The sequence below is a fragment of the Chitinispirillales bacterium ANBcel5 genome (assembly GCA_029688955.1).
Taxonomy (GTDB): domain Bacteria; phylum Fibrobacterota; class Chitinivibrionia; order Chitinivibrionales; family Chitinispirillaceae; genus Cellulosispirillum; species Cellulosispirillum alkaliphilum.
On the sequence record JARUKZ010000001.1, the window covers coordinates 68,948 to 91,263 of the forward strand.

Annotated in this window: 16 protein-coding genes; 12 read left to right on the top strand and 4 right to left on the bottom strand. The window is 44.0% G+C overall.

Features of this window, described 5'->3' with window-relative positions:
* The first annotated feature begins 133 nt into the window (after nucleotides 1-133).
* The 7 genes from QA601_00300 to QA601_00330 all read left to right on the top strand — a co-directional run bounded on the left by QA601_00300 (nucleotide 134) and on the right by QA601_00330 (nucleotide 12,156).
* The gene (locus tag QA601_00300) at nucleotides 134-1,462 is read left to right on the top strand and encodes a TolC family protein (protein ID MDG5813506.1); all 1,329 of its coding nucleotides are present in this window, start codon (nucleotides 134-136) and stop codon (nucleotides 1,460-1,462) included.
* Nucleotides 1,459-2,532, top strand: a complete 1,074-nt coding sequence (locus QA601_00305) for an efflux RND transporter periplasmic adaptor subunit (protein MDG5813507.1) — start codon at nucleotides 1,459-1,461, stop codon at nucleotides 2,530-2,532. The genes QA601_00300 and QA601_00305 overlap by 4 nt, the downstream gene beginning before the upstream one ends.
* Nucleotides 2,529-5,630 (top strand): efflux RND transporter permease subunit, encoded by a 3,102-nt coding sequence (locus tag QA601_00310; protein MDG5813508.1) that lies wholly within the window; start codon nucleotides 2,529-2,531, stop codon nucleotides 5,628-5,630. Before QA601_00305 ends, QA601_00310 begins: the two co-directional genes overlap by 4 nt.
* 2,027 nt (nucleotides 5,631-7,657) lie before the next feature.
* Nucleotides 7,658-9,775, top strand: coding sequence for a glycosyl hydrolase family 8 (locus QA601_00315; GenBank protein ID MDG5813509.1), 2,118 nt, complete (start codon nucleotides 7,658-7,660; stop codon nucleotides 9,773-9,775).
* Nucleotides 9,776-10,192: 417 nt separating this feature from the next.
* Nucleotides 10,193-10,351: a hypothetical protein gene (locus tag QA601_00320; GenBank protein ID MDG5813510.1), complete on the top strand. Its 159-nt coding sequence runs from the start codon at nucleotides 10,193-10,195 to the stop codon at nucleotides 10,349-10,351.
* Between the two features lie 606 nt (nucleotides 10,352-10,957).
* A complete protein-coding gene (locus tag QA601_00325; protein MDG5813511.1) occupies nucleotides 10,958-11,248 on the top strand; it encodes a hypothetical protein in 291 nt (96 codons plus the stop codon).
* 8 nt (nucleotides 11,249-11,256) lie between these two features.
* Nucleotides 11,257-12,156, top strand: coding sequence for a hypothetical protein (locus QA601_00330; protein ID MDG5813512.1), 900 nt, complete (start codon nucleotides 11,257-11,259; stop codon nucleotides 12,154-12,156).
* 515 nt (nucleotides 12,157-12,671) lie between these two features.
* On the opposite strand, the gene QA601_00335 is transcribed toward QA601_00330, so the two are convergent.
* Entirely contained in the window at nucleotides 12,672-13,067 is a 396-nt protein-coding gene (locus tag QA601_00335) for a hypothetical protein (protein ID MDG5813513.1), read from the bottom strand.
* A gap of 1,086 nt (nucleotides 13,068-14,153) precedes the next feature.
* On the opposite strand from QA601_00335, the gene QA601_00340 reads away from it, so the two are divergent.
* Together QA601_00340 and QA601_00345 are read left to right on the top strand one after the other, a co-directional pair.
* Nucleotides 14,154-15,698 carry a PAAR domain-containing protein gene (locus QA601_00340; GenBank protein MDG5813514.1) on the top strand — a complete coding sequence of 515 codons (1,545 nt, stop codon included), beginning with the start codon at nucleotides 14,154-14,156 and terminating at the stop codon, nucleotides 15,696-15,698.
* 6 nt (nucleotides 15,699-15,704) lie between these two features.
* Nucleotides 15,705-18,590, top strand: a complete 2,886-nt coding sequence (locus tag QA601_00345; protein MDG5813515.1) for a hypothetical protein — start codon at nucleotides 15,705-15,707, stop codon at nucleotides 18,588-18,590.
* A 13-nt stretch (nucleotides 18,591-18,603) separates the two neighbouring features.
* Here the strand turns inward: QA601_00345 and QA601_00350 are convergent, their stop codons facing one another.
* Complete coding sequence (locus QA601_00350) at nucleotides 18,604-19,629, bottom strand: hypothetical protein (protein MDG5813516.1); 1,026 nt, start codon at nucleotides 19,627-19,629, stop codon at nucleotides 18,604-18,606.
* 401 nt (nucleotides 19,630-20,030) lie between these two features.
* Here QA601_00350 and QA601_00355 point away from each other — a divergent pair, with 401 nt between their 5' ends.
* A complete protein-coding gene (locus tag QA601_00355) occupies nucleotides 20,031-20,453 on the top strand; it encodes a PAAR domain-containing protein (protein ID MDG5813517.1) in 423 nt (140 codons plus the stop codon).
* A gap of 116 nt (nucleotides 20,454-20,569) precedes the next feature.
* Nucleotides 20,570-20,890 carry a hypothetical protein gene (locus QA601_00360; protein ID MDG5813518.1) on the top strand — a complete coding sequence of 107 codons (321 nt, stop codon included), beginning with the start codon at nucleotides 20,570-20,572 and terminating at the stop codon, nucleotides 20,888-20,890.
* A 183-nt stretch (nucleotides 20,891-21,073) separates the two neighbouring features.
* Here QA601_00360 and QA601_00365 read toward each other — a convergent pair whose 3' ends face one another.
* Nucleotides 21,074-21,526, bottom strand: coding sequence for a leucine-rich repeat domain-containing protein (locus QA601_00365; protein ID MDG5813519.1), 453 nt, complete (start codon nucleotides 21,524-21,526; stop codon nucleotides 21,074-21,076).
* A gap of 17 nt (nucleotides 21,527-21,543) precedes the next feature.
* A complete protein-coding gene (locus tag QA601_00370) occupies nucleotides 21,544-21,729 on the bottom strand; it encodes a hypothetical protein (GenBank protein MDG5813520.1) in 186 nt (61 codons plus the stop codon).
* A 15-nt stretch (nucleotides 21,730-21,744) separates the two neighbouring features.
* Between QA601_00370 and QA601_00375 the strand changes: the two genes are divergently transcribed.
* A complete protein-coding gene (locus QA601_00375) occupies nucleotides 21,745-22,152 on the top strand; it encodes a hypothetical protein (GenBank protein MDG5813521.1) in 408 nt (135 codons plus the stop codon).
* Nucleotides 22,153-22,316: the final 164 nt, after the last annotated feature.

Here is a 22,316-nt window from a genome sequence, read left to right on the forward strand (position 1 = left end):
GGAATGATCGCAGTCCTCAGTCATAAAAGCCATTTGTTCAAAAACACGCGACTTAAATAGCCCTCTCTTTCTGGCACATTGATTGCGTTCCCTTTTTACACTTCACGTTTTCTCAATACGGGGGTGTGTGTTTGTGTCCTATCTTTCAAATCCATTAAAACTAGTTTCTTTATGCTGCTGTTTAATTCTTCCGGGCAGCTCCGATACTCTTACGCTACGCAATGCCGAAAGAGCCGCACTTGAGAATAATCTGAACTTTTTATCTGCTCAGTATGAACTATCTGCAACGCGGTGGGAGCGTAACAGTGCTATAGGTAATATCTTTCCAACGGTTTCATTTTCAACAACTTATATCACTACAGAAGATATCGCTGAAGAGCCGCCCGCTCCTGTCGCTCAGCAGCAGCCAACAGTGCCAACCGGGCCAGGCATTGTGGGTGATGGCTTTTCTCATCAACTCTCAGTAACGCAGCCACTATTTAACGGAGGGGTGGAGGTGGCAAGTCTTCTTGTTGCCAGAAAAACGCTTTCAGCAATGGAACACACCCTTGAAGCGACCAGGCAGGATGTGATTCTTGAGGTCCGTTCAAATTACCTCAACACGTTAGTTGCGTTTGAGCAGCTACGGATCGATAGCACCGGTCTGGCCTGGGTTGAGCAGAATTTAAAGCAGGCCCGCGTTAGTGAAGAGAGGGGAGTGATGCCTGCAAGTGAGGTCCTGCGCTGGGAAGCCGAACTGTTAGAACGCCAGGTCAGGATAAATGAATCACATACTGCTGCACGGCTTGCCCTTTCACAGCTTCTTTTATCCATTGGGGAAACACAGGTTGGTGAAGCAGATGTCCAACTGGAAGGCATGGAGCTCTTAAAGCAGCTTTACAGAGATACCGCAGAGATAATCGATAACGGAGTGGGGAGGAATCCATCAATTCTTGCTGCTGAGGATGAACTTGAAGTCGCCCAACGATCGGTGTTGGTATCCATAACGCAGTTTCTGCCACGGATAAATGCCTTTTTCCAGTACGATTGGCCACCTGAAAATGGGGTGATCGTTGAGCAGGAGAGTTACTGGACCATGGGTGCTCAGGCTTCCATCGATCTGTTTGCCGGGGGCAGGCGGTATTCGGAATTGCAAATGAGCAGATATCAGGCGCGAATGGCGGAGACGATGACTCAACAGATGAGAAGACAGACTCAGATCTCATTGGAAAATGCCAGGGATCTTTACCGAAACTCAGGCATTGAGGTGGAAGCCAGTAGCAAGAGGCTACAGTTGATGCAGGAGGCGCTTTCTATGGTTGAGCGACGTTACAGGGCGGGGATGGCAGGGCTTATCGAATTGTTGGATACTCAAATGCAGCTCGAAGCTGCACAGGTGGCCTATCTGGGAGCAATGGCAGGCAGTATACTAAATCGCGCCGAGTACTTAAGGGCTGCAGGAATGCTTGAGGAGTTGCAATGAAAATGTTACAACTGATAATTTTCGGTAGTATGGTGGTGATAGTCGCCTGTAATCCTTCAAACGAAAATGGAGAGGCGCTGCAGGGGGAAGTTCCTGATGGACGGGTGGCAGTTGAGGCGGTGATCTCCGGTCGCGATATACTAAACCCCTGGATTGAACTCTCCGGAGTGGTACGGGGTGAAGAGGAAGTGGTGGTAGCTTCCGAAACTGAGGGAGTAATTCAGTCGGTGTCTGTTGAGCTGGGCGACAGGGTAAATGTCGGAGGAGAAATTTTAAGAGTAGACAGAGAAGAGGCACTGTATTCTATGCAGCAGGCTCATAATCAACTGGTCACTGCACAGAGGAACTTAGAGGTTTCAGAGGAGCTGGTTGAAGATAACACCATATCAAGAGGTGAATACGAAGAGGCTTTGGCGGCGTATCATGGTGCACGGGCTGGCTACGAAAGTGCCAAAGCCAGATATGAAAACACCGTGGTCACTGCTCCGATTTCGGGGTTGATTGCCCAAAAGGGTGAGGAGGTGGCGGTGGGAAATCTTATATCATTTGGAATGGTTGTTGCCCAAATTGTTAACCTCGATGTGATGCGGTTTGAAGGGGCAGTGGGGGAGAGAGAGGTGGGGTTGCTTGAGCCGGGGCTTACTGCGTATGTCTCTGTGCCGGCTTTGCAGGTCGATACTCCATTCACTGCTACGGTGAGTGCGGTGGCCCCGAGAGCAAGCCCCCAGAGCGCAAGCTACTCAGTTGTTATCAACTGGCAAAACAACGCCTCTTCGGTGCTGTCGGGAATGAACGCAAGAGCTCGCGTAAGGACCACAGATAAAGACAGTGTGTTGGTTGTACCTACATCGGCAGTTGTGCGACAAAACGACTCAACCTTTGTTTTTCTCGCAAAGGGGGTATCGGCACAGAGAACTGCGGTGCGCGTCGGCAGAAGGGTCGATAACCTTTCCGAAATAGCTCAGGGAGTTACCGCGGGTGATACAGTTATAACTTCCAGAACAACAACTCTTACTGATGGTGACAGGGTAAGGGTTCGTGTAATCGGCGAAAGCGGGGACTTACGGTGAACATTGGCGGGTTTTCTGTTCGCAATCATGTGCTTATTAACATTCTCATGGTTACGGTACTTGTTTTGGGATACCAGAGCCTTACGCGGTTGCCACAGGAACAGTTTAGTGAGGTGCCCTTTTTCTGGGCTATTATAACCGTGCCCTATCCCGGAGCCTCACCCTTTGATATCGAAAACACAGTGGGTGTTCCCGTCGAAAACGAGATGGATGGTCTTGCACGGGTTACCGAGATACAGACCAATATCAGGGAAGGGCTTGCGGTTATTATCGTGCAGTTTGAAGAGGGGATTTCGAGGGAAGAGTTTGCAAATCTGTTCAACGAAACCCAGACTCGTCTTGCCAATGTCGATCTGCCGGATGGTGCTTTGGATCCGGAGGTTAGTGAATTTTCCAGTGCTGAGTTTTTGCCGGTTATTGAAGTGGTGGTTCATGGAATTGATGATACCCTTACGCTTGCAAGTGAAGCCCGAAGGTTACGGGATGCTATTGCTGCAATCAGAGATGTCTCCTCTGTTTCTGTGCTTGGCGCACCGCAACGACAGTTTAGGATTAAAGCCGATCAGGGTGCAATGGAAACAATGGATCTGGATATCGATCAGGTTGTGCAGGCGGTAGGGGGGTCAAATGTAAGTATCCCGGGAGGGTTTCTTAAAACCCCCACTCGACAGTATCTGCTTCGCACGCTTCAGGAGAGGCAGAGGCCCGGGGAATTCAGGGACATAGTTGTCCGCCCGGCTACTGATGATGCCGGGGTGGTGCGCCTTAGGGACATTGCGACCATTACTGAGACCCTTGATCCTGCAGCACCGGTTGCCAGGTTTAATTTCAATCCCGCGGTTCGCCTTGAAGTGGCAAAGGTAACTGATGCCTCTTCGGTTGATGTGGTTGCGGATATACGGGAAGTGGTGGAGCAGTTTCGTCAAACAGCAGCACAAGATGTAGAGATCTCGTATTTAAACGATTCTACAATCAGAATCACTCAGTCGATCAATGTGCTTGTAATGAACGCTGTGTTTGGTTTTTTTCTTCTCATTTTTGTACTGTGGTTCTTTGTGGGGGGGCGCAATGCGTTTATCATAAGTCTTGGGATACCAATCACCTTTGCAATTACCTTTATTGTCATGGAGGTGCTTGGGGAATCGCTTAACAGCAATTCTCTTTTTGCGCTGGTGCTTGTCCTGGGGCTTATTGTCGATCATGCCATCGTTATCATCGAAAATTGTTACCGAATACAGCAAACCGGTTTATCACGTACTGATGCTGCAATAAGCGGAACAAATGAAGTGTTTTCTCCGGTATCGGCTGCCACTTTAACCACCATCGCTGCTTTTTTGCCCCTGATGATCGTTCCTGGAATAATTGGGAGGTTTCTGCGGGTTATTCCCATTGTTGTAACCATTGCACTGGTCGCTTCAACTCTTGAAGCCTTTACGTTTCTGCCCTCACACTTTGCGCACTGGAGTAGTACAAAGCAGAAAAGAAAACGGAAAGTTTTCACCAAATTGGAAAACTTTTGGCGAAAAGCACTCTCGACAATTTATGTAAACAGGTATAAGACCATCATTGGCGCTGCTGTTTTTTTGCTTCTGGCCTTTATTGGGCTGACAGCGGTTCGGCAGGATCTTTTTGCCGGTGAAGAGTACAGTTACTTTTTTGTTGAAATCGAAATGCCTCCCGGGACACCAAGGCACAAAACCCTTTCTACGCTTGAAGAGTTTGAGGAAGTGCTCGCTCCCTACCTTGATGATGGAACGGTAACTTCGGTGCTCTCGGTAATAGGTGAAGTGGGTGCTGGTCCGGTGCCTCTTTCACGGGACAATCTGGCTCAGCTTATTGTTGAGCTTCCAGAACAGGAGGAGGGAAGAGAGTATCCGGTTGCGGAGATCGCAAGCTGGGTGGAAGCTGATGCTGCGCACATTGCCGGCCCGGATGTGGTGCGTTTTAGAACTATTGAAGGGGGGCCGCCCGTTGATGATCCCGTGACGCTGAGGTTTTATGGTGATGATTATGACGAGCTGTTTTTTATAGCTGAGCATATGACACGGGTAATGGAGGATATGTCCGATCAGCTATTTAATGTGCAGAATAACATCGAACCCGGAACTCCGGAGCTGCGCATTCTGGTCGATACCTATCAGGCTGCCCGCCTGGGGCTTAACGCGTCAATGGTAGGATCATACATTGGGGCTCTTTTTGACGGTGTTTCGGCAACTACCGTCTTTGATCGCAATGAAGAGGTGGATGTAGTGGTTATTATTGAAGATGAACCGATTACTAACTGGTCACAGCTTCACACTCTTCAGATTCAATCACCGGCAGGAGTTGGTGTTCCACTTTCCTCCTTCTCAACTATTCTTGACACCACCGATATAGCGTCAATCAGCAGGCGGGATGGAAGAAGGCTTGTGACTGTTTCGGCGCAAATATTCGGTGAAGTGGATCTGGCGGGGGTAAATGAAATGCTTATAGAGTATTACCAAAGGGAGCTGGCAGCTCAATACCCCGCAGTCACGCTTGAAGCGGGGGGGGAGTTTGAAGAGTTTCAGCAGGTTCTTGACGATGTGTTGAGGCTCTTTCTGGTAGGGATATTTTTAATGTATATAATCCTCGGTACTCAGTTTAATTCATACACCCAGCCGCTTCTGTTGATGTTTTCGATCCCCTTTGCTTTTGCCGGAGTGGTGGTATATCTGATCATTACCGGTACACCGTTTTCATCGGTGGTGATGTATGCCGGGGTGGCGTTGGCAGGCATAGCGGTAAATGATTCTATTGTGCTCATTAGCTTTATAAACAGAAGGCGCGCTTCATATGGAAGTGTCATGGATGCAGTGGTGGATGGGGTGATTGTTCGTTTACGGCCTGTTTTGTTGACATCAATAACTACCATTGGGGGCTTACTGCCAACTGCTCTGGGCATTGGAGGCGTTTCCCCGGTTTGGAGCCCCATGGCTTCAACTATAATTTTTGGCCTTCTGTTTTCTACCATAACGGTTATACTTGTTATACCGTGTTTTTATGGAATAGGCAACGATATTTCGAATGGGTTAGGGCGTTTGAGCAAGAGAGTTAAAGGGAAGATAGGTAGGGGGTAGAGAAAATTTGGATTTTGGAATAAAGATTTTTTGGGGCTAAAGGCGATTGATTGGGTCACCCCCTGGCGTCATTGGTGAAAGCGTGAAAGGATCCGTTTGGGGGGACCCTTTGGGCTTTAATCGCGGAAAGAGAGAAAATTTGGAATTTGGAATTTGGAATTTGGAATTTGGAATGTGGAATGTGGAATGTGGAATGTGGAATGGAAGGAATGAAGGAATGAAGGAATGAAGGAATGAAGGAATGAAGGAATTCTGCATCGGCATTGGCATTGTGGCATAGTCGCAGGTTCTCTACGTTCTCGTGGATGATCTTATCGGTAGGAGATGTTCAGGAATTCTGTTCTCTGGGTTTGGCAAATCTTAAGCGCTTAAAAGCGCGGGATATAATAGCCCGGGGTAAGCCAGTCTTCTGGCGCAGCCCCGGGTGCTGGGTGCAAAAAAGATCCCGAGCGCTGAAAGTGCGGGATATTCTCTGATTCCAGAGAAGCCGGGTAAAAGAAATCTGGAATGTAGAATTTGGATCTTGGAATACTCAACACTTCAATATGTCTTCATTTATCGCCGATTAAAAAATCTTGTTTGCGTTTGGTCTCGTTTCAACCTCTCACGGTTAGATCCGGTCATAGATGTTGTGCTTAAATTTAAGGTTTAAAAAACAGTCCGTCCCCTTAATTTTGGATTTTGGAATAAAGGTTTTATGGGGCTAAAGGCGATTGATTGGGTCACCCCCGGGCGTCATTGGTGAAAGCGTGAGAGGATCCGTTTGGGGGGACCCTTGGGCTTTAATCTTGGGAGGAAGTGGAGAACGGAATATGGTCTTGATTTTTTTCTTAAGCGCTGAAAGCGCGGGATATAATAGCCCGGGGTAAGCCAGTCTTCTGGCGCAGCCCCGGGTGCTGGGTGCAAAAAAGATCCCAAGCACTGAAAGTGCGGGATATTCTTTGAATCCAGAGAAGCATGGTAAAAGAAATTTTGAATGTAGAACTTGGATCTTGGAATACTGAACACTTCAATATGTACTTCATTTATTCCCGGTTGAAAAAATCTTGTTTGCGTTTGGTCTCGTTTCAACCTCCCACGGTTAGATCCGCTCAAATGTTGTGCTTAAACTTTAACGTTAAAAAGACAGTCCGTCCCCTTAATTCTCACACACTCATCCCCGCTTCAACCTCTCACGGTTAGATCCGCTCAAAATGTTGTGCTAAAACTTAAAGGTTAAAAGACAGTCCGTCCCCTAAATTTTGGATTTTGGAACAAAGATTTTATGGCGCTAAAGGCGATTGATTGGGTCACCCCCGGGCGTCATTGGTGAAAGCGTGAGAGGATCCGTTTGGGGGGACCCTTAGGCTTTAATCTCGGGAGGAAGTGGGAATTAGAATGCAAAACTCGGTTTAATGTCCTGTTGTATTTCCAGCAAAGATGAAACAATGCTCCAGAACACAAATCTTCTACTCCCTGTTCATAGCTAGATAGGGGGGCTTCGGCTGTTATCGCGGTGAGGAAGTGGAGAACGGAATATGGTCTTGATTTTTTTCTTAAGCGCTGAAAGCGCGGGATATAATAGCCCGGGGTAAGCCAGTCTTCTGGCGCAGCCCCGGGTGCTGGGTGCAAAAAAGATCCCAAGCGCTGAAAGTGCGGGATATTCTTTGAATCCAGAGAAGCATGGTAAAAGAAATTTTGAATGTAGAACTTGGATCTTGGAATACTCAACACTTCAATATGTACTTCATTTATCACCGTTGAAAATTTCTTGTTTGCGTTTGGTCTCGCTTCAACCTCCCACGGTTAGATCCGGTCAAAATGTTGTGCCTAAACTTAAAGGTTAAAAGAGCAGTCCGTCCCCAATCCCAAACCGCCCCTGAGAAAACATCCTCTCCTCCAAAATCCCGCAAAAAACCCCAAAAAACTAAAAAGGTGAAAAAATATCAACTTTTTCAGCGCTTTTTCACAGGTATTTTTCTGGCTGTTTCCTTATATTATTCTTCACATCAATTATTCATCGTTAAACATTTTTAAGGAGAGTTTAAATGAAACTGATTCTTTGCCCATTATTGTTGTTTCTTGCCGCGACCTTTTCCTACGGCCAGAGCGGAAACTATTCATTCCCTCAAAATGTGCAATATCCCCATGGATATATGCCTGCAAGCTACCTCGATAGCGATTTTATGCAGGAGTGGTGGGATGATTGGAAAGAAGACTATATAGAAGAATGTATTGATATAAATACTGGTATTGTTGCATTGATGCCTACAGCCGACACTCCCCAAGAAGTCAAAGTAGAGGGGCAGGGATGGGCAATGATGACCGCTGCCTACATGGATGATAAAGAAACGTTTGATGGGTTGCTTCATTTCTATAACATGAAAACTACCGACAGAGCCGGTGGAATGATGGGTTGGCATGTAACCTGTGATGGTTTTATCGACGAAGGAAGTGCTACCGATGGTGACCTTGATGTGGCCTTTAGTCTTATCGTTGCCTACTGGCAGTGGGGTGAAGATTATCTTAATAAGGCAAGAGAGGTGATCGAAAATTGCGAAAAATTAATAGTGACGCATCCAGATTCGACGATCTCTGTTTTGGCTGCAGGACACGCCAACGGACAGCCTTGGGGAGGGTATCAGGAAACCGATATATCCTACTATACACCAGCATACTTCAGGCTTTTTGCAGATGTGACCGGAAATGATGCCTGGAATAAGCTTGCTGAGGATACCTATATCCTTCTTGAACGCGCAGCTCACGATGAAACAGGACTCGTACCGGACTGGCAACATGCAGATGGAACTCCGGGCGCTGGTGAAAGAGTAGGGTATTATGCTTTTGATGCCTGTCGTACCCCATGGAGAATCGCTCTTGACTATCTCTGGAACGGAGATGAAAGGGCTAAAGACTGGCTGGTGAAGGTAACTGGCTGGGCACATAATCAAGATCGTATTGTAGATGGCTATGAACTGGATGGAACTCCCAGAGGAAGTAACACTAACATCCCCTTTGTTGGTGGCTTTGCGGTTGGAGCAATGGCAAATAGCCAGGAGGTCGTTGATGACTTTGCCGCTCAGGTAAGAGCAATAGATGAAAATTACTGGTATGGTCGACATTTAGGTAATGTTTACCTCCTGGCGCTTACAGGAAATATGTGGAGTGAGGACATCGTTGCTGACATGGAAGGCACCTATCCGCTTATGACTGAAGTAGTTGGCCGGGGAAGGGTACGTCGTGATCCCAATGCCATTCGCTACCAGGAGGGAACTGAAGTAACACTTTCAGCTGAGCCTGCTTCAGGATGGGCATTTGAGGGCTGGAGTGGTGAAGGCGTCAGTGGCAGCGAAAACCCTCTTACCATTACCGTCAATGGCGAAACCAACATTACAGCTACTTTCGTCCTGGACTTTGACCCAACAGATCCCACAAGTAACCTTTTGGAGAATGGAGATTTCTCTTCCGGTTATGAATTTTGGAACTTTCATACATGGGATGAATCAGAAGCGGACAGTAGTTTGGTTGATGGGGAATTGACGATTTCAGTTACAAGACTTGGTGATGAAGAGCAAATCCATAACATTCAGTTGGTCCAGGGAGGAGTGCCACTAGAAGAGGGGCAGGAGTATATACTTACATTTGATGCTTCTGCAGCAGAAGAAAGAGAGATAGAAGTGTTGGCCCAATTGCCAGATAATCCATGGACTGTCTATGCTTCTGAGATGATTGAACTAACAACTGAAAAGGAGACCCATGTCGTTGGGTTTACCATGGAGAATGAGACCAATATCAATTCCAGAATTGGATTCAACTTTGGTAATGTTACAGGAGATATAACGGTTAGCAACGTAAGGCTTACCTTCGCAGAGGAAACGAGTGTCTCGCCTGCAACATTCAGAAGTAACAGGCAGACTGGGCTCAAAGTTACTCCCTACTCTAATTCCGCGGTAAATATCAGTTTTAGTCCAAATACAACCGGTGATGCTGTGCTTAAAATCTACAGTCCACGGGGTAATGTTGTAGAAACTGCTTCTATTAAAGCGGTTGCCGGCGTCAATGCTACCCATACTTTCAATGCGGCAAATGTACCAAATGGATATTACATTGCAAGAGTGTACCAGGGCGGTACAGCTCAACAGGCAAGATTTGTACTATCAAGATAACCCATAGCAGTACCCCTTCAACTATAAGGCAGGCTTCCTGCCTTATAGTTTTTTACCATTACTCCTGAAGAAGCCTGTTTTTTATGACCACCCTTCTCTAATCCTCAACGCTCATAGCCATAAGCGCTGAAAGCGTTGGATGTTTTTTGTTCCAGCAAGAATATTAGCATAAAAGAATTGAAATACGAAAAAAGGGATTTTTATGGGGCTAAAGGCCTCCTACGCTTTAGCTACGGAGGCCAGGGCGAAAACAAAATTACTTATGACCAATTAAAGAAAATGTAAGAGTAAAAACTAGGAAATAACCATTTGTTCCTTTTCCTGCTCAACGCTCACAGCTCATTGCTCATAGCTATTTAAAGCGTGAAAAGATCCGTTTGGGGGGACCCTTGGGCTGTAATCGCGGGAGGAAGGGGAATGCAGGATTTTATAGAGACCAGGCTTAAAAGACCTGGCTATAAACCTGTGCTGAGCGAAGCCGAAGTATGGACTGCCCTTATAGGGCAAAGAGCCCATAGCAGTGACATCATTTTTGGCATTGTGGCCTCAGCTGGGTATTATGGACAATGGCCCTGAGCAGTTCCTCGAGCTTAGCCGAGAGGCGTAACTGTTCTAATATACGAGCTCGCTCACACCGCTTCGCTGTTATCTCTGCTCTACCCTTGTTACCTACAATTCATGGGGTCAGCGCAAGAGTGAAAAGAGAAAATGCCGCGATGATGAAGAATTCAGAGGTGTTAGGTTTTGTTTTACCACTAAAGAGGATTTTGTCGAATCAATACGGTTTAGAGATAATAACATAGACTCGAGTTTTATACGGTGGTACTATTTTAACCAATTCGACAGTCTTTCCGCTGAATACATAATAGAAAAAGAGAAGGAGCCATTAAAACTAATTAAACTTTACACCTATACTCCCTTTCAGAAACGGGAATATGAATACAGTTTAGGAATCTACTCTAACCAGGGTGATGTTATACGGTTTAATTTTTACACTTATACTGAACACAACCAGGTAGAAAGAATCTACTTTTTCAGCCTTAAAAACTACTCAAACCTTAAAGACGGCTTTGTTCTCACCAACTACACCGAATACACCTACGATTCGCTTGGGCGCAAAACTTCCATGATTACCCGTGTGGTTCCGGATAAAGAGGGTGAGGGTGAGTAGGTGCTCTCTTGTTGATTCGACAAAACAGTGACCGTTTTGTTCCGATGCCGGATCAGGCGCTTCATATTAAATGGGCACGCAACAGGGGAATACCCCATATCTCCTTAAATAAACAATTCGATAATCTGATCGAAAAACTAAAGGGGCAGATAGAATATGTTGAAGCACTTACCGGAAAATCAAAACTATTTCTGTTAGACCGGTATCCAAAATACTATAACAACACAAAAATTATATACGCTTTTGATTTCGAAACGTTTAAAGAACATGCATCCAAACTCATACACCAATACTATTACTGAGGTATATTTTGATAAAAACAACTCTATTGATTTTTTTTACAATTACGATGGTGATCGCGCAAAATAAGTTTCAGCCAGATCACTTTATCCAAAAACACGACCTTAACCTGCCTGAAGTTACCGATGAGATGCTTGATGTTTCTAACCATACACATAAAAGTGATAGTTGGTTTTATTTCTATAAAGATGATTCTGATAAGGTAGATAGTGTTTTTAGGTTTCTTAACATAGAGGGTTTTTCATCAAACAAACGATTTGAGAGTCATTTACACCGAAATGATTCAACAATTATTAACAGAGTATCCGTATCACAGGAAGATAAGGATACCACAAACAACGTTCATGAAATTCGTTACACTAACAGCATTTTCTACATAAATGAAACAAACAGATGCTCTACCCTTGTTACCTACAATTCATGGGGTCAGCGCAAGAGTGAAAAGAGAAAGTGCCGCGATGATGAAGAATTCAGTGGTGTTAGGTTTTCTTTTACCACAAAAGAGGAATTTATTGAATCCATACGGTTTAGAGATAATAACATAGACTCGAGTTTTATACGGTGGTACTATTTCAACCACTTCGACAGTCTTTCCGCTGAATATATAATAGAAAAAGAGAAAGAGCCATTACTAATTAAACTTTACACCTATACCCCCTCTCAGAAACGGGAATATGAATACAGTTTAGGAATCTACTCTAACCAGGGTGATGTTATACGGTTTAATTTTTACACGTATACTGAACACAACCAGGTAGAAAGGATCTACTTTTTCAGCCTTAAAAACTACTCAAACCTTAAAGACGGCTTTGTTCTCACCAACTACACCGAATACACCTACGATTCGCTTGGGCGCAAAACTTCCATGATTACCAGAGTGGTTCCGGATAAAGAGGGAGAGAGTGAGTAAGAGGACACTACCCGGATTGTAACCTCTTCGGGGTAGTACATTCACATGCGTGCTTTTTGGTGAGCACGACATCACAACTTCAACAAAAGCACCTGAATGGATTTTTCTTCCCACTGCGCCAAAAGTGGTAGCCACTGCGCCCAAATCAGTACCCCCTGCGCCTCCTTGATGGTTTCTATACGCGAAAATATCGACCCGCTGCGCCAAAAGTGGTAGCCACTGCGCCCAAATCAGTACCCCCTGCGCCTCCTTGATGGTTTCTATACGCGAAAATATCGACCCGCTGCGCCAAAAGTGATAGCCACTGCGCCCAAATCGGTACCCCCTGCGCCTCCTTGATGGTTTCTATATGCGAAAATATCGACCCACTGCGCCAAAAGTGGTAGCCACTGCGCCTAAATTGGCACCCCCTGCGCCTCCTTGATGGTTTCTATATGCGAAAATATCGACCCACTGTGCCAAAAGTGGTAGCCACTGCGCCCAAATTAGCACCCCCTGCGCCTCCTTGATGGTTTCTATATGCGAAAATATCGACCCACTGTGCCAAAAGTGGTAGCCACTGCGCCCAAATTAGCACCCACTGCACCAAAATTAGCACCCACTGCACCCAAATTGGTACCCACTGCACCCAAATTGGCACCCACTGCACCCAAATTGGCACCCACTGCACCCAAATTGGTACCCACTGCACCAAAATTGGTACCCACTGCACCCAGATTGGTACCCACTGCACCCAGATTGGTACCCACTGCACCCAGATTGGTACCCACTGCACCCAGATTGGTACCCACTGCACCCAGATTGGTACCCACTGCATCCAGATTGGTACCCACTGCACCCAGATTGGTATCCACTGCACCCAGATTGGTATCCACTGCACCCAGATTGGTATCCACTGTGGTCGACGACAATTGAAATTACTTATTATTGTTGGTGTAGCAGGTTGTTTGAGTGTTCAAGGATGGTTGAGTGGTGCACAAGTCATTCTATTCCAGTAGCTGTGGTTATGGCTTCCTTAAATATTTGTCCCATACGCTAAATACCAGATTGCTGGTGAAATCTGAAATTTATCAGCAAAGAAGAGCACCAAAGTGTTCGCGATGCAATTCAAAAAATGAAGGAGGAAATTAGGAAAAGGCAGGATCCAAGACTTGGGATGTGACTTACTGAACTTAGGCGTTTCGTAAGACATTTCGACCCTATGACCGATAAACGATATTATCCTGCTTGCGACAGTGAGATAGTAGGTGCTAAACTAAGGGGAGAACATATAGGGTTGATGAAAATACTGTTGAGCACTGCTGTCCAAATTAAGCGAATGCTAAAGCCACTTGCTCCACATTTAAATCAGCCTCCCGCTCTTGGGGAAACGGATTATTGATTTAGGCCCAAAGGTCAGGATGGGTGAATATATTCATTCTTAATAGTACTGTATAAAGTCGAGAGCGACCACCCACAGGTAGATTTCAGCTGCGGATACTTTAATATCAACATTGCAATTAATGCAGTCCGGATCTGAGTTATTTGTGGTTATAGAAAAGGAGATTTTATAACGCAGACCTGTGCTGAGGTCACCGAAGTAGAAGCCAAAGAGCGCACGTTCTCCGTAGCAGACTACTGCGAAGGGTGAACAGAGGTAAACGCTTCACGTTTAGAAAAACCAGAATTCATTCAGTTGTGATTACGACATTATCCAAAGTAATTGCGGAGCGTTTACCCTCAACCCTCGTTTATTTTATCCTGTTTTGGACAAGAGTGATCACACAATTTAAAGTAAATGCAGCGGTTAGGGACTAAACAACTGAATAACCTAACTGTGTTAAAGGATAAAACAATTGTTCCCTGTATCCCCAATTGTTACAGGAGAGATGAAACCTGTTTTCATTTGACACTATACCTCATATTATGTATATATAAATAATACGCTATACTACTGTAATACCAAAAAAACATGTTTAGTAGAAAAGCAGTTTGAACCCTAAAAGGAACACATCATTATGATGGCAGCCAGAATAACCGATATGACAGCCCACGGCGGTACAATTACCGGTCCGGGAGCACCCAATGTACTTATAGGAAAAATGGTGGCGGCTCGCATGGGTGATATGCACATGTGCCCCATGGTGACTCCGGGGATGCCTCCTGTGCCCCATGTGGGAGGACCTATCGTTGGAGGATGCCCCACTGTACTTATCGGAAAGGCTCCGGCCGCCAGACAAGGGGATATGTGCGTCTGCGTCGGCCCCCCTTCAAGTATCGTTATCGGCTGTCCCACAGTTCTCATCGGCTCCGGTGGGGGAGGTGGTGGCGGGGGCGGCGGAGCGTCCGCGTCGCAGGCAAGCGCTGCCAAAGCACTTAAAGAGGGGAAAATAAAGCCCGTGGAGGGAACCGAAACCTTTCCCGTTGACATTCAGGCAGCGCTTGCACAGATGAATAAGTACTGCGCCCCTGAAGAGGTCGCGCAAAAGGTTAAAGAGATCGGGGAAGCGCTGGCCGCAGCCGGGGAGCAGCAAAAAACGGAACCGCTCACCATAAAAGATATCATCGAAATCCTAAAAGAAGTCGAAAAAGAAGAGGGTTACGAGGCCGCACGACACTTTGCCTCACACCTCAATTATGGTAAACTCACCGACATCGCGAAAGCATTTATTTCCGGGGAAAACAGCGACCCCGATAACGACCCCAATCTTATGCCTACCCGCTTTATGCTGCTCTATGGTATGGATGACAACAAAATAAAGGAGATGGATGATCACCCTGATAGCTTTGAGGGCGAAGAGCATAAAATCAACGTTAAAAACCTGAGGCGTGGACTAAAACTTCTTGGCTACGATATAGATGATGAAAATGGGCCCTTTGATGACAAGGTATGGGTGGCGCTTGTGCAGCATTTGGCCTCCCTACCGTTTCAGAAGAAGTTTGAGAATGTGCATACGGTTACAGAAGGTGATGACCTTGGAAGCATTGCAAAAGATTACGGCATAATTTCCTGGAAGTATCTTTATGAAATCAATAAAGAGGTAATCGGAGATAACCCCGATCTGCTCTCTGTTGGTACGGAGCTTCAAATCCCGCAGTGGGATGATACTCAGGGGGATGAGAAGATAAAAGCAAAGGGAGCCAAGCTGCATCACTATGTGAATGGATTGCGGTATCAGTATGTGTGGGTGCCGTTTAGTGTGAGTTTGTGTAATGGAAGTAGTGTTATTTACGAAGAGGTAAAGCCTCCGGAACAACATACAGGAATGTCAGAGGATAATAATGAGGATAATCATTATGTAGATACAGAGATGGAAAACGGAGAAAGTACAGCTTTGCATACAAATGAACCACTTCACATTCCTGAGAATACAGAATATCTGATTAAAATGTTGAAAACCAATGAAGTTGTATGCACTGGAATACTAAATAGCGCTACAGAAATAGCAACGCTACTACCACATACCTGTGATTTTCGTATAGGTGTTCATGGGATACCTTTAATGCTTGGTAATCAACTTCACGTACATCCAGATGATTTAACTGAGAATTCAGAAGGTTAGGCTAAGATGTCACATTTGAAAAAAGCAGCGCAAAATGCCCGTAACACGATCACTGAAATAGTAACAACTGCATCAGCTATTGTTGCAACGCCAGCCGATAAGCTTCAGCTCACAGTGATGGAACCCAATTATCAGGAACCCGGCAGATATAAGCGTGCAGCTCACAGGGCTTTTCTTGGGTATAAAAGAACTGGAAATGAATGGAGGTATGAAGGATTTTATGCGACGGATGAATCTGGTTTTCTTTATTATTGTAATACTCTAACAGCTGCTGGTCCATCAGGATTCCAGAACAACTATTTATTTGAAAAAGTAGGTGACCGGTATAAGTATCTTCACGATGTGCGGTTTAAAATTGGTGAAAGATATCTTTTTATACCATTTGCTCTTCGATTACTCTTTTCAGAACCTCATAAATATGCAGATGAGAGACATGCAGAGAAAAGCAGAATAAATAACAACTGGTTTTCCTACATTGGCAAAACACCGGATGATTGGCTTGCAAATACGCTCAAAAATGAGAGTGTAAATTTTGTTTCCTGGGACTGTAGCGACAAGAGGCTTTATACCGGAACGACTCTGGTGGTTGGCGAATCAAATCTGCTATGCATGGTTCCAACCTTTTGTGAATATCTTGAAAAGCTATATTTATTACTTAAATACTTCAATGATCTTCAGATTTTTCACGATAATATAGTCAGATATGATGAAACCAACGTGACACAGTTACGAACAGCTTCCAGTATTATAGAACTTGCAAGAAGTTATCCTCAAACACCTCAGAGTGAAATAAAAACCAATGGTTTGTCGATCGCTGCTTTTTTTGAATCTATTCGGGGTGAATCAAATTCAGAAACTCTAGACAACAGACTCCAACAGACAGCTTATCTTCTCGCAGATTTTGCTTTGAAGATCGAAAAGAAATATATAACTGATACTAAGGTGAAGTCTCAGAGAGAAGAGCGGCTGAGAGGTTACAACGCCGGGATGAACAGTTGCTGTGAAGCGATACAGCAGATATTAACCAGCGATGTTTTTGGTAACTCTATTGACATGTTAACAGAGTGTGTTAACTCGGAAGATACAGAACAGCAAAAGAATGATCTTGAAAACTTCTCTCCCGGCTTTACCTGGCTGCGGAATGGTATTGAAAGTAAAATTATAACGGAAGCATATATTGCGTTGTCCCGATGGCCCGACCATTTACGCAGTGAAGCATTTTATGAAATTCATGTCAAACCCTATGAAACAAGACTTGCATATTCTCTTGATTTGAATGATCTAAAAATCCTAAAGACACTCTTTTGCAAAGATGAGCTTAAAGCTTCATACCCTTTTCTTGAACATTCAAAGAGTTTTGATGAGCTTATACATGAAACAAAGATCTGGTTTGCAGAAAAGCCACAACCCGGATCCACAGATGATGGTCTGATAAGAGCAGGTAAAAATGCGCTTGATGCTTTTGCAATGAGTCCGTTCAGGGGTGTTTTCGAATCTCTTGAAGTTATTCTTAATGCTTTTGTTTTCACAGGTGAAAACGATATTGATAATCTCAGGGAAAGTTGGGTGTTTGCGCGTAAGTTTCGCTCAAATCTTGCTCTCGGAAGAAAGTTTTCAGGCACACCTTCAAAACCCCCTTCTCCTAAAATTATTCAAAGGCAATTAGGTTTAGGACGAACCAAATCTGTGGAAAACTGGCTAAGAGGTCAGATAAATATAGATAGAAAATACCAGACACCGGGGCTTATGGAAGGAATGCTTTCGGCTTACAGCATGTATTCTGCACTTGCGGGATTAAAGAAAATTGTGGATGAGGTACAAAGAGAAAACAGACAACCTACTTTTAAAGAGATCCGGAACGGTTTTGTTTGTGTGCAATCTTTCGGGGCAAGTGTTACTGGTTTGCTCGGTACAAGGCTCAATAGAATACCCTTTGGAGGTGTATTTGGAACAACTTTTACAAACGTACTTGGTCCTCTTGCAAATATAAACAGTCTCTGGGATCATGCGATAAGCAGTATAAATGGTGTACGCAAGGACAATTATGAAGCTGCTGTTCTTGATGCGCTGAAGGGAGGGGTTACTGCCTTACAGTTGGCCGAATCACTTAGGGCTTCGTATGTGATGTTTCGGGTTTGGCAGCAACAGCAAATCATACTAAAAAAAGCTACGCATGCCCTTGGGAGGAAGGTGAGCAGAAAGCTTGCAAAAGAGACGGCCAGGAGAGTTGTCGCAACGAAATTTGCATCCGCAAGTATATCGGCTGCGGGAGCTTTAGGCGGTATCAATGTAGCAATGTGGGTATATATACTTGTTAAGGCTGGTCAGGAATGGGTTCTTAATAGTTATAAGGAACTATACAGGCCATTTGGAACGGTCGCTCAGATTATTGAACAGGTAAACGAATCTGTTACAAAAAATCAGAATTTCTCATTCTGTTTTTCTCCCAAATCACCTCAGGACTATTCTGAAGATAAAAGATATACTCTCCGGAGGGAGAGATACGATTTTTCTGATATCAGAGGACGGACATTTGGGAACTTTCGTGAGTATGTGGGGGATGGAATAGAGTGGAGCAGTGCGGTAAGATTTTTAACCGGAAAGGGGCAGCACTCAGTATTTCCCTCTCTTGAGAGCATGGCTTCAATTATGAGAAACCTTGAAACTGAACCAGCTGCATGGGCATTGAGAGAAATGGGGGTATTACCTTTTGGGGCAATTGCTACTATTCTGGGGAAATCTAAAGATGAGTTGCATGGTATATATGAAAATGGGATTTCTGAAGACCAGAGAGCTATTGCCGGACATTTAGATCCTAAACGAAAAGGTGAAAAGATAAATGAAAACGTCCATAAAGAAACATTAAAAAGTATTTTAGAGATAGAGATTTGACCACCACAGCGTTTTAATACACAAAAGTTTCGAATTGTTTCTGTAACAAACATGATGGTAAGTTATCAAAAGGATTGTCCTGAACACGTAGCACTACCAAATTCGGCATGTTACATAAATCTGCAGGGATTCGGGAGATATCATTTTCTGCAATATTCAATCCTGCTAAAGTAGTAAGTTCAGTAATGAAAGGAGGTAATGAATTTAGACGGTTGTTTGCTAAACCTAACCCTTCCAGTTTGGTCAGATCAATGATAGAAGGTGGGACAGCAGGGATTTGGTTATCATCAACACCAATAAAACGTACATTTGGGATTGTAGTTATACCTTCTGGAAATTTTGTTAACTCATTTTCAACTAATGATATCTCATTCAGCTTTGTCATCCTACTCATATCCACAGGCAAACTCTCGATTCTATTTCTGTGAGCAGGTAATTTTTTCAACCTGCTCATATTTCCTATACCTTCGGGTAGTGCTATAAGCCGGTTATCATTTAATGTCAAAGTTTCAATCAGCTCACAATCTCCAATGGATTGGGGCAGTTTTTCAAGCTGATTGAATGCAAGCCGTAAATCACGCAGGTTTTTTAAATCCCCCATATTTTCGGGCAGGTTTTTTAACTCGTTCATTTCCAGGTTCATCTCTTCAAGTTTTACAAGGTTGCAGATCTCATCAGGAAGGGATGTTAAGTTGTTTTCCTCAAAATTAAGGTTTTTTAAATTAACAAGATTGCCAATCTGAGCCGGTATAGAACGAAGGTTACCTTTGCCTGCCGATAATGCATCAAGATATACAAGCTTACCTACAGATGGAGGGAGTGTATCAATTTTTATACGTTGTAGATAGAGACCACGTATCGTTTTTCCACTAAAGCTTGCAACATCTTCAACTGTTCTTGTTGCATTATTCAGATCCAGTATCTCCTGAACAATCTGTTTTTGCTCATTCAGGGATATACTGTTGCTGCAACCGATACTTGTAAAACTTACTATGAGAAGAATCGAGCATAGTAAAACACTGCTATATCTACTTTTCATGGTTCTTTTTCCCGTGCTGATTGTGCTGGTTTATCACATTAATATTTAAAATAATAAACTCCAGGTAGCAAATGCGTGATTACAGAATGTTGCTTGGTATTAGCTGATTTTTTTTAAGCCTGCAGACACCGCCAAAGCACTAAAAGAAGGCTAAATCAAATAAACACCCCACGTTACCTGTTCCTCTTCTTTAATTTCGTGTCCTTTTTCGTGCTTTTCGTGGCAAATTTCCCACCTCTTCACCCTCTTCTACAGCATTTACCTCTTTTTTTCCTGTAAACATCATTTCGCCTTGACACTGAGCTTTGTATAACTTACATACCTGTTATACAACGCACTATAGTATAGAAACCGAACAACATTTTTTGTATTAAAACAGCATAAAAAAGGAACAGACCATTATGATGGCAGCCAGAATAACCGATATGACAGCCCACGGCGGTACAATTACCGGTCCGGGAGCACCCAATGTACTTATAGGAAAAATGGTGGCGGCTCGCATGGGTGATATGCACATGTGCCCCATGGTGACTCCGGGGATGCCTCCCATTCCTCACGTAGGGGGACCTATCGTCGGGGGGTGCCCCACTGTCCTTATCGGTTCAGGGGGAGGCGGTGGTGGTGGCGGCGGTGGTACGTCAGCCTCGCAGGCAAGCGCTGCCAAAGCACTTAAAGAGGGGAAAATAAAGCCCGTGGAGGGGACCGAAACCTTACTTCTTTGCTCTTCATACAACGCATCTCTCTTTCCCTTACACCCAATAACCAGCAAACTCAACAAGCAGAATAGTAAAACTTTTTTCATAGGAGTTCCTTTTTATGTCTGAAGAATGGTTAGAGTTCAAAGTAAAACCTTTTTACGTTATAAGTACCGACCTGTCGGTACTTCTTTTTGCGATATGGTCTGTAATGCAGCTTACAAGGTTGCTACAAACAGGTCAGGATGCTTACTCTGGTATCCGGCCTCTTTGCAACAGTTGCAAGTGTAATAGCGACTTTAAGGTACCGTAAACATCCTGCATTAACCATAACACCTACATCCGTTTCGGTTATCGCCTCCCGCCTCCCTATAGAGGAAATCGATTATATCGAGCTTGATCACCCTAAAAAAATAGTTTTTTGGATCAAAGATGGTGAGTATGAATACAAAAAAAAGCTGAATCTGAAATTTATCAGCAAAGAAGAGCACCAAAGTGTTCGCGAGGCACTTCAAAAAATAAAGGAGGAAATTAGGAAAAGGTGGAATGGCGGACTTGGGATGTGACTTAGTGAACTTAGGTGCGGGAGTTGTTTATCAAAGAGCATGCAACTGTACATTCATCGTTTTGGAGCAAAATGATAAATTGTACATAAAAGATGTTGCACCACGGGAACAGCCATTAGCAGAAGACTTTTTTGGTTAATTTGATGGTAAAATACATATCTTAAGCCATTAGAAATTGTATGATCAATCTTGAACAAAATCATCAACCAGGTAATTTTTACCCAGATTAGGCATTTCAGAAAGAACGTTTGGAATGGTTACGAATTCATTACCAACAAGGTTTAAATACCTTATATTCTCAAGATGTTTCATGGATTTGGGTAAATCGCTCAAATTATTACCTGCTATCCACAATTGTTTAAGGGATACAAGGTCACCGATGTCATCTGGCAGTGCTGTTAACCTGTTCTCCCCGACATCCAAAACTTTCAGTCTTTTCATCTTACTAATAGGTTTAGGCAAACTTGTTATAAGATTTCCTGTAAGATTCAGTTTTTCCAGGTTCTCCAGCTTTTCAATTTCTTCGGGCAGCTCTTCAATTTTGTTTCCGGACAGATCGAGTTCGACAAGTCCTGTTAGAAGGCCAATTTCCGGTGGAATGGTGGTGATATCTAAATTGCTAAGATCTAATTTCACTAGTTTGCGGTCGAAAATCAAAAAGACGTAGATTTTTGTAACTCAGTTAAATCTGATCTCCCATCAGTTTTATCAGGATTTAGGTTATTAGCTTCAAAAATAGATGTCACAATACTTCTTTGCTCTTCATACAACGCATCTCTCTTGCTCTTACATCCAATAACCAACAAACTCAACAAGCAGAATAATAAAACTTTTTTCATAGGAGTTCCTTTTTTATGTCTGAAGAATGGTTAGAGTTCAAAGTAAAACCTTTTTACGTTATAAGTACCGACCTGACGGTATTTCTTTTTGCGATATGGTCTGTAATGCAGCTTACAAGGTTGGTACAAACAGGTCACGATATAAATCTGCTTACTCTGGTATCCGGCCTCTTTGCAACAGTTGCAAGTGTAATAGCGACTTTGAGGTACCGTAAACATCCTGCATTAACCATAACACCTACATCCGTTTCGGTTATCGCCTCCCGCTTCCCTATAGAGGAAATCGATTATATCGAGCTTGATCACCCTAAAAAAATAGTTTTTTGGATCAAAGATGGTGAGTATGAATACAAAAAAAAGCTGAATCTGAAATTATCAGCAAAGAAGAGCACCAAAGTGTTCGCGGGGCACTTCAAAAAATAAAGGAGGAATGCCGGATCTGGGATGTGACTTAGTACTTAGAGGTGCTACGCAAGACACATTTGGAGCCTATGACCGATAAACGATATTATCTTGCTTGCGACAGTGAGATAGTAGGTGCTAAACTAAGGTGATAACAGGGTTAGTGAAAATACTGTTAACATTTG

What these genes read in the sequence shown, in the direction of transcription:
- QA601_00305 (MDG5813507.1), top strand. Translation starts at nt 1,459, where the DNA reads ATGAAAATGTTACAACTGATAATTTTCGGTAGTATGGTGGTGATAGTC.
- QA601_00315 (MDG5813509.1), top strand. Translation starts at nt 7,658, where the DNA reads ATGAAACTGATTCTTTGCCCATTATTGTTGTTTCTTGCCGCGACCTTT.
- QA601_00320 (MDG5813510.1), top strand. Translation starts at nt 10,193, where the DNA reads ATGCAGGATTTTATAGAGACCAGGCTTAAAAGACCTGGCTATAAACCT.
- QA601_00340 (MDG5813514.1), top strand. Translation starts at nt 14,154, where the DNA reads ATGATGGCAGCCAGAATAACCGATATGACAGCCCACGGCGGTACAATT.
- QA601_00345 (MDG5813515.1), top strand. Translation starts at nt 15,705, where the DNA reads ATGTCACATTTGAAAAAAGCAGCGCAAAATGCCCGTAACACGATCACT.
- QA601_00350 (MDG5813516.1), bottom strand. Translation starts at nt 19,629, where the DNA reads ATGAAAAGTAGATATAGCAGTGTTTTACTATGCTCGATTCTTCTCATA.
- QA601_00355 (MDG5813517.1), top strand. Translation starts at nt 20,031, where the DNA reads ATGATGGCAGCCAGAATAACCGATATGACAGCCCACGGCGGTACAATT.
- QA601_00360 (MDG5813518.1), top strand. Translation starts at nt 20,570, where the DNA reads ATGCTTACTCTGGTATCCGGCCTCTTTGCAACAGTTGCAAGTGTAATA.
- QA601_00370 (MDG5813520.1), bottom strand. Translation starts at nt 21,729, where the DNA reads ATGAAAAAAGTTTTATTATTCTGCTTGTTGAGTTTGTTGGTTATTGGA.
- QA601_00375 (MDG5813521.1), top strand. Translation starts at nt 21,745, where the DNA reads ATGTCTGAAGAATGGTTAGAGTTCAAAGTAAAACCTTTTTACGTTATA.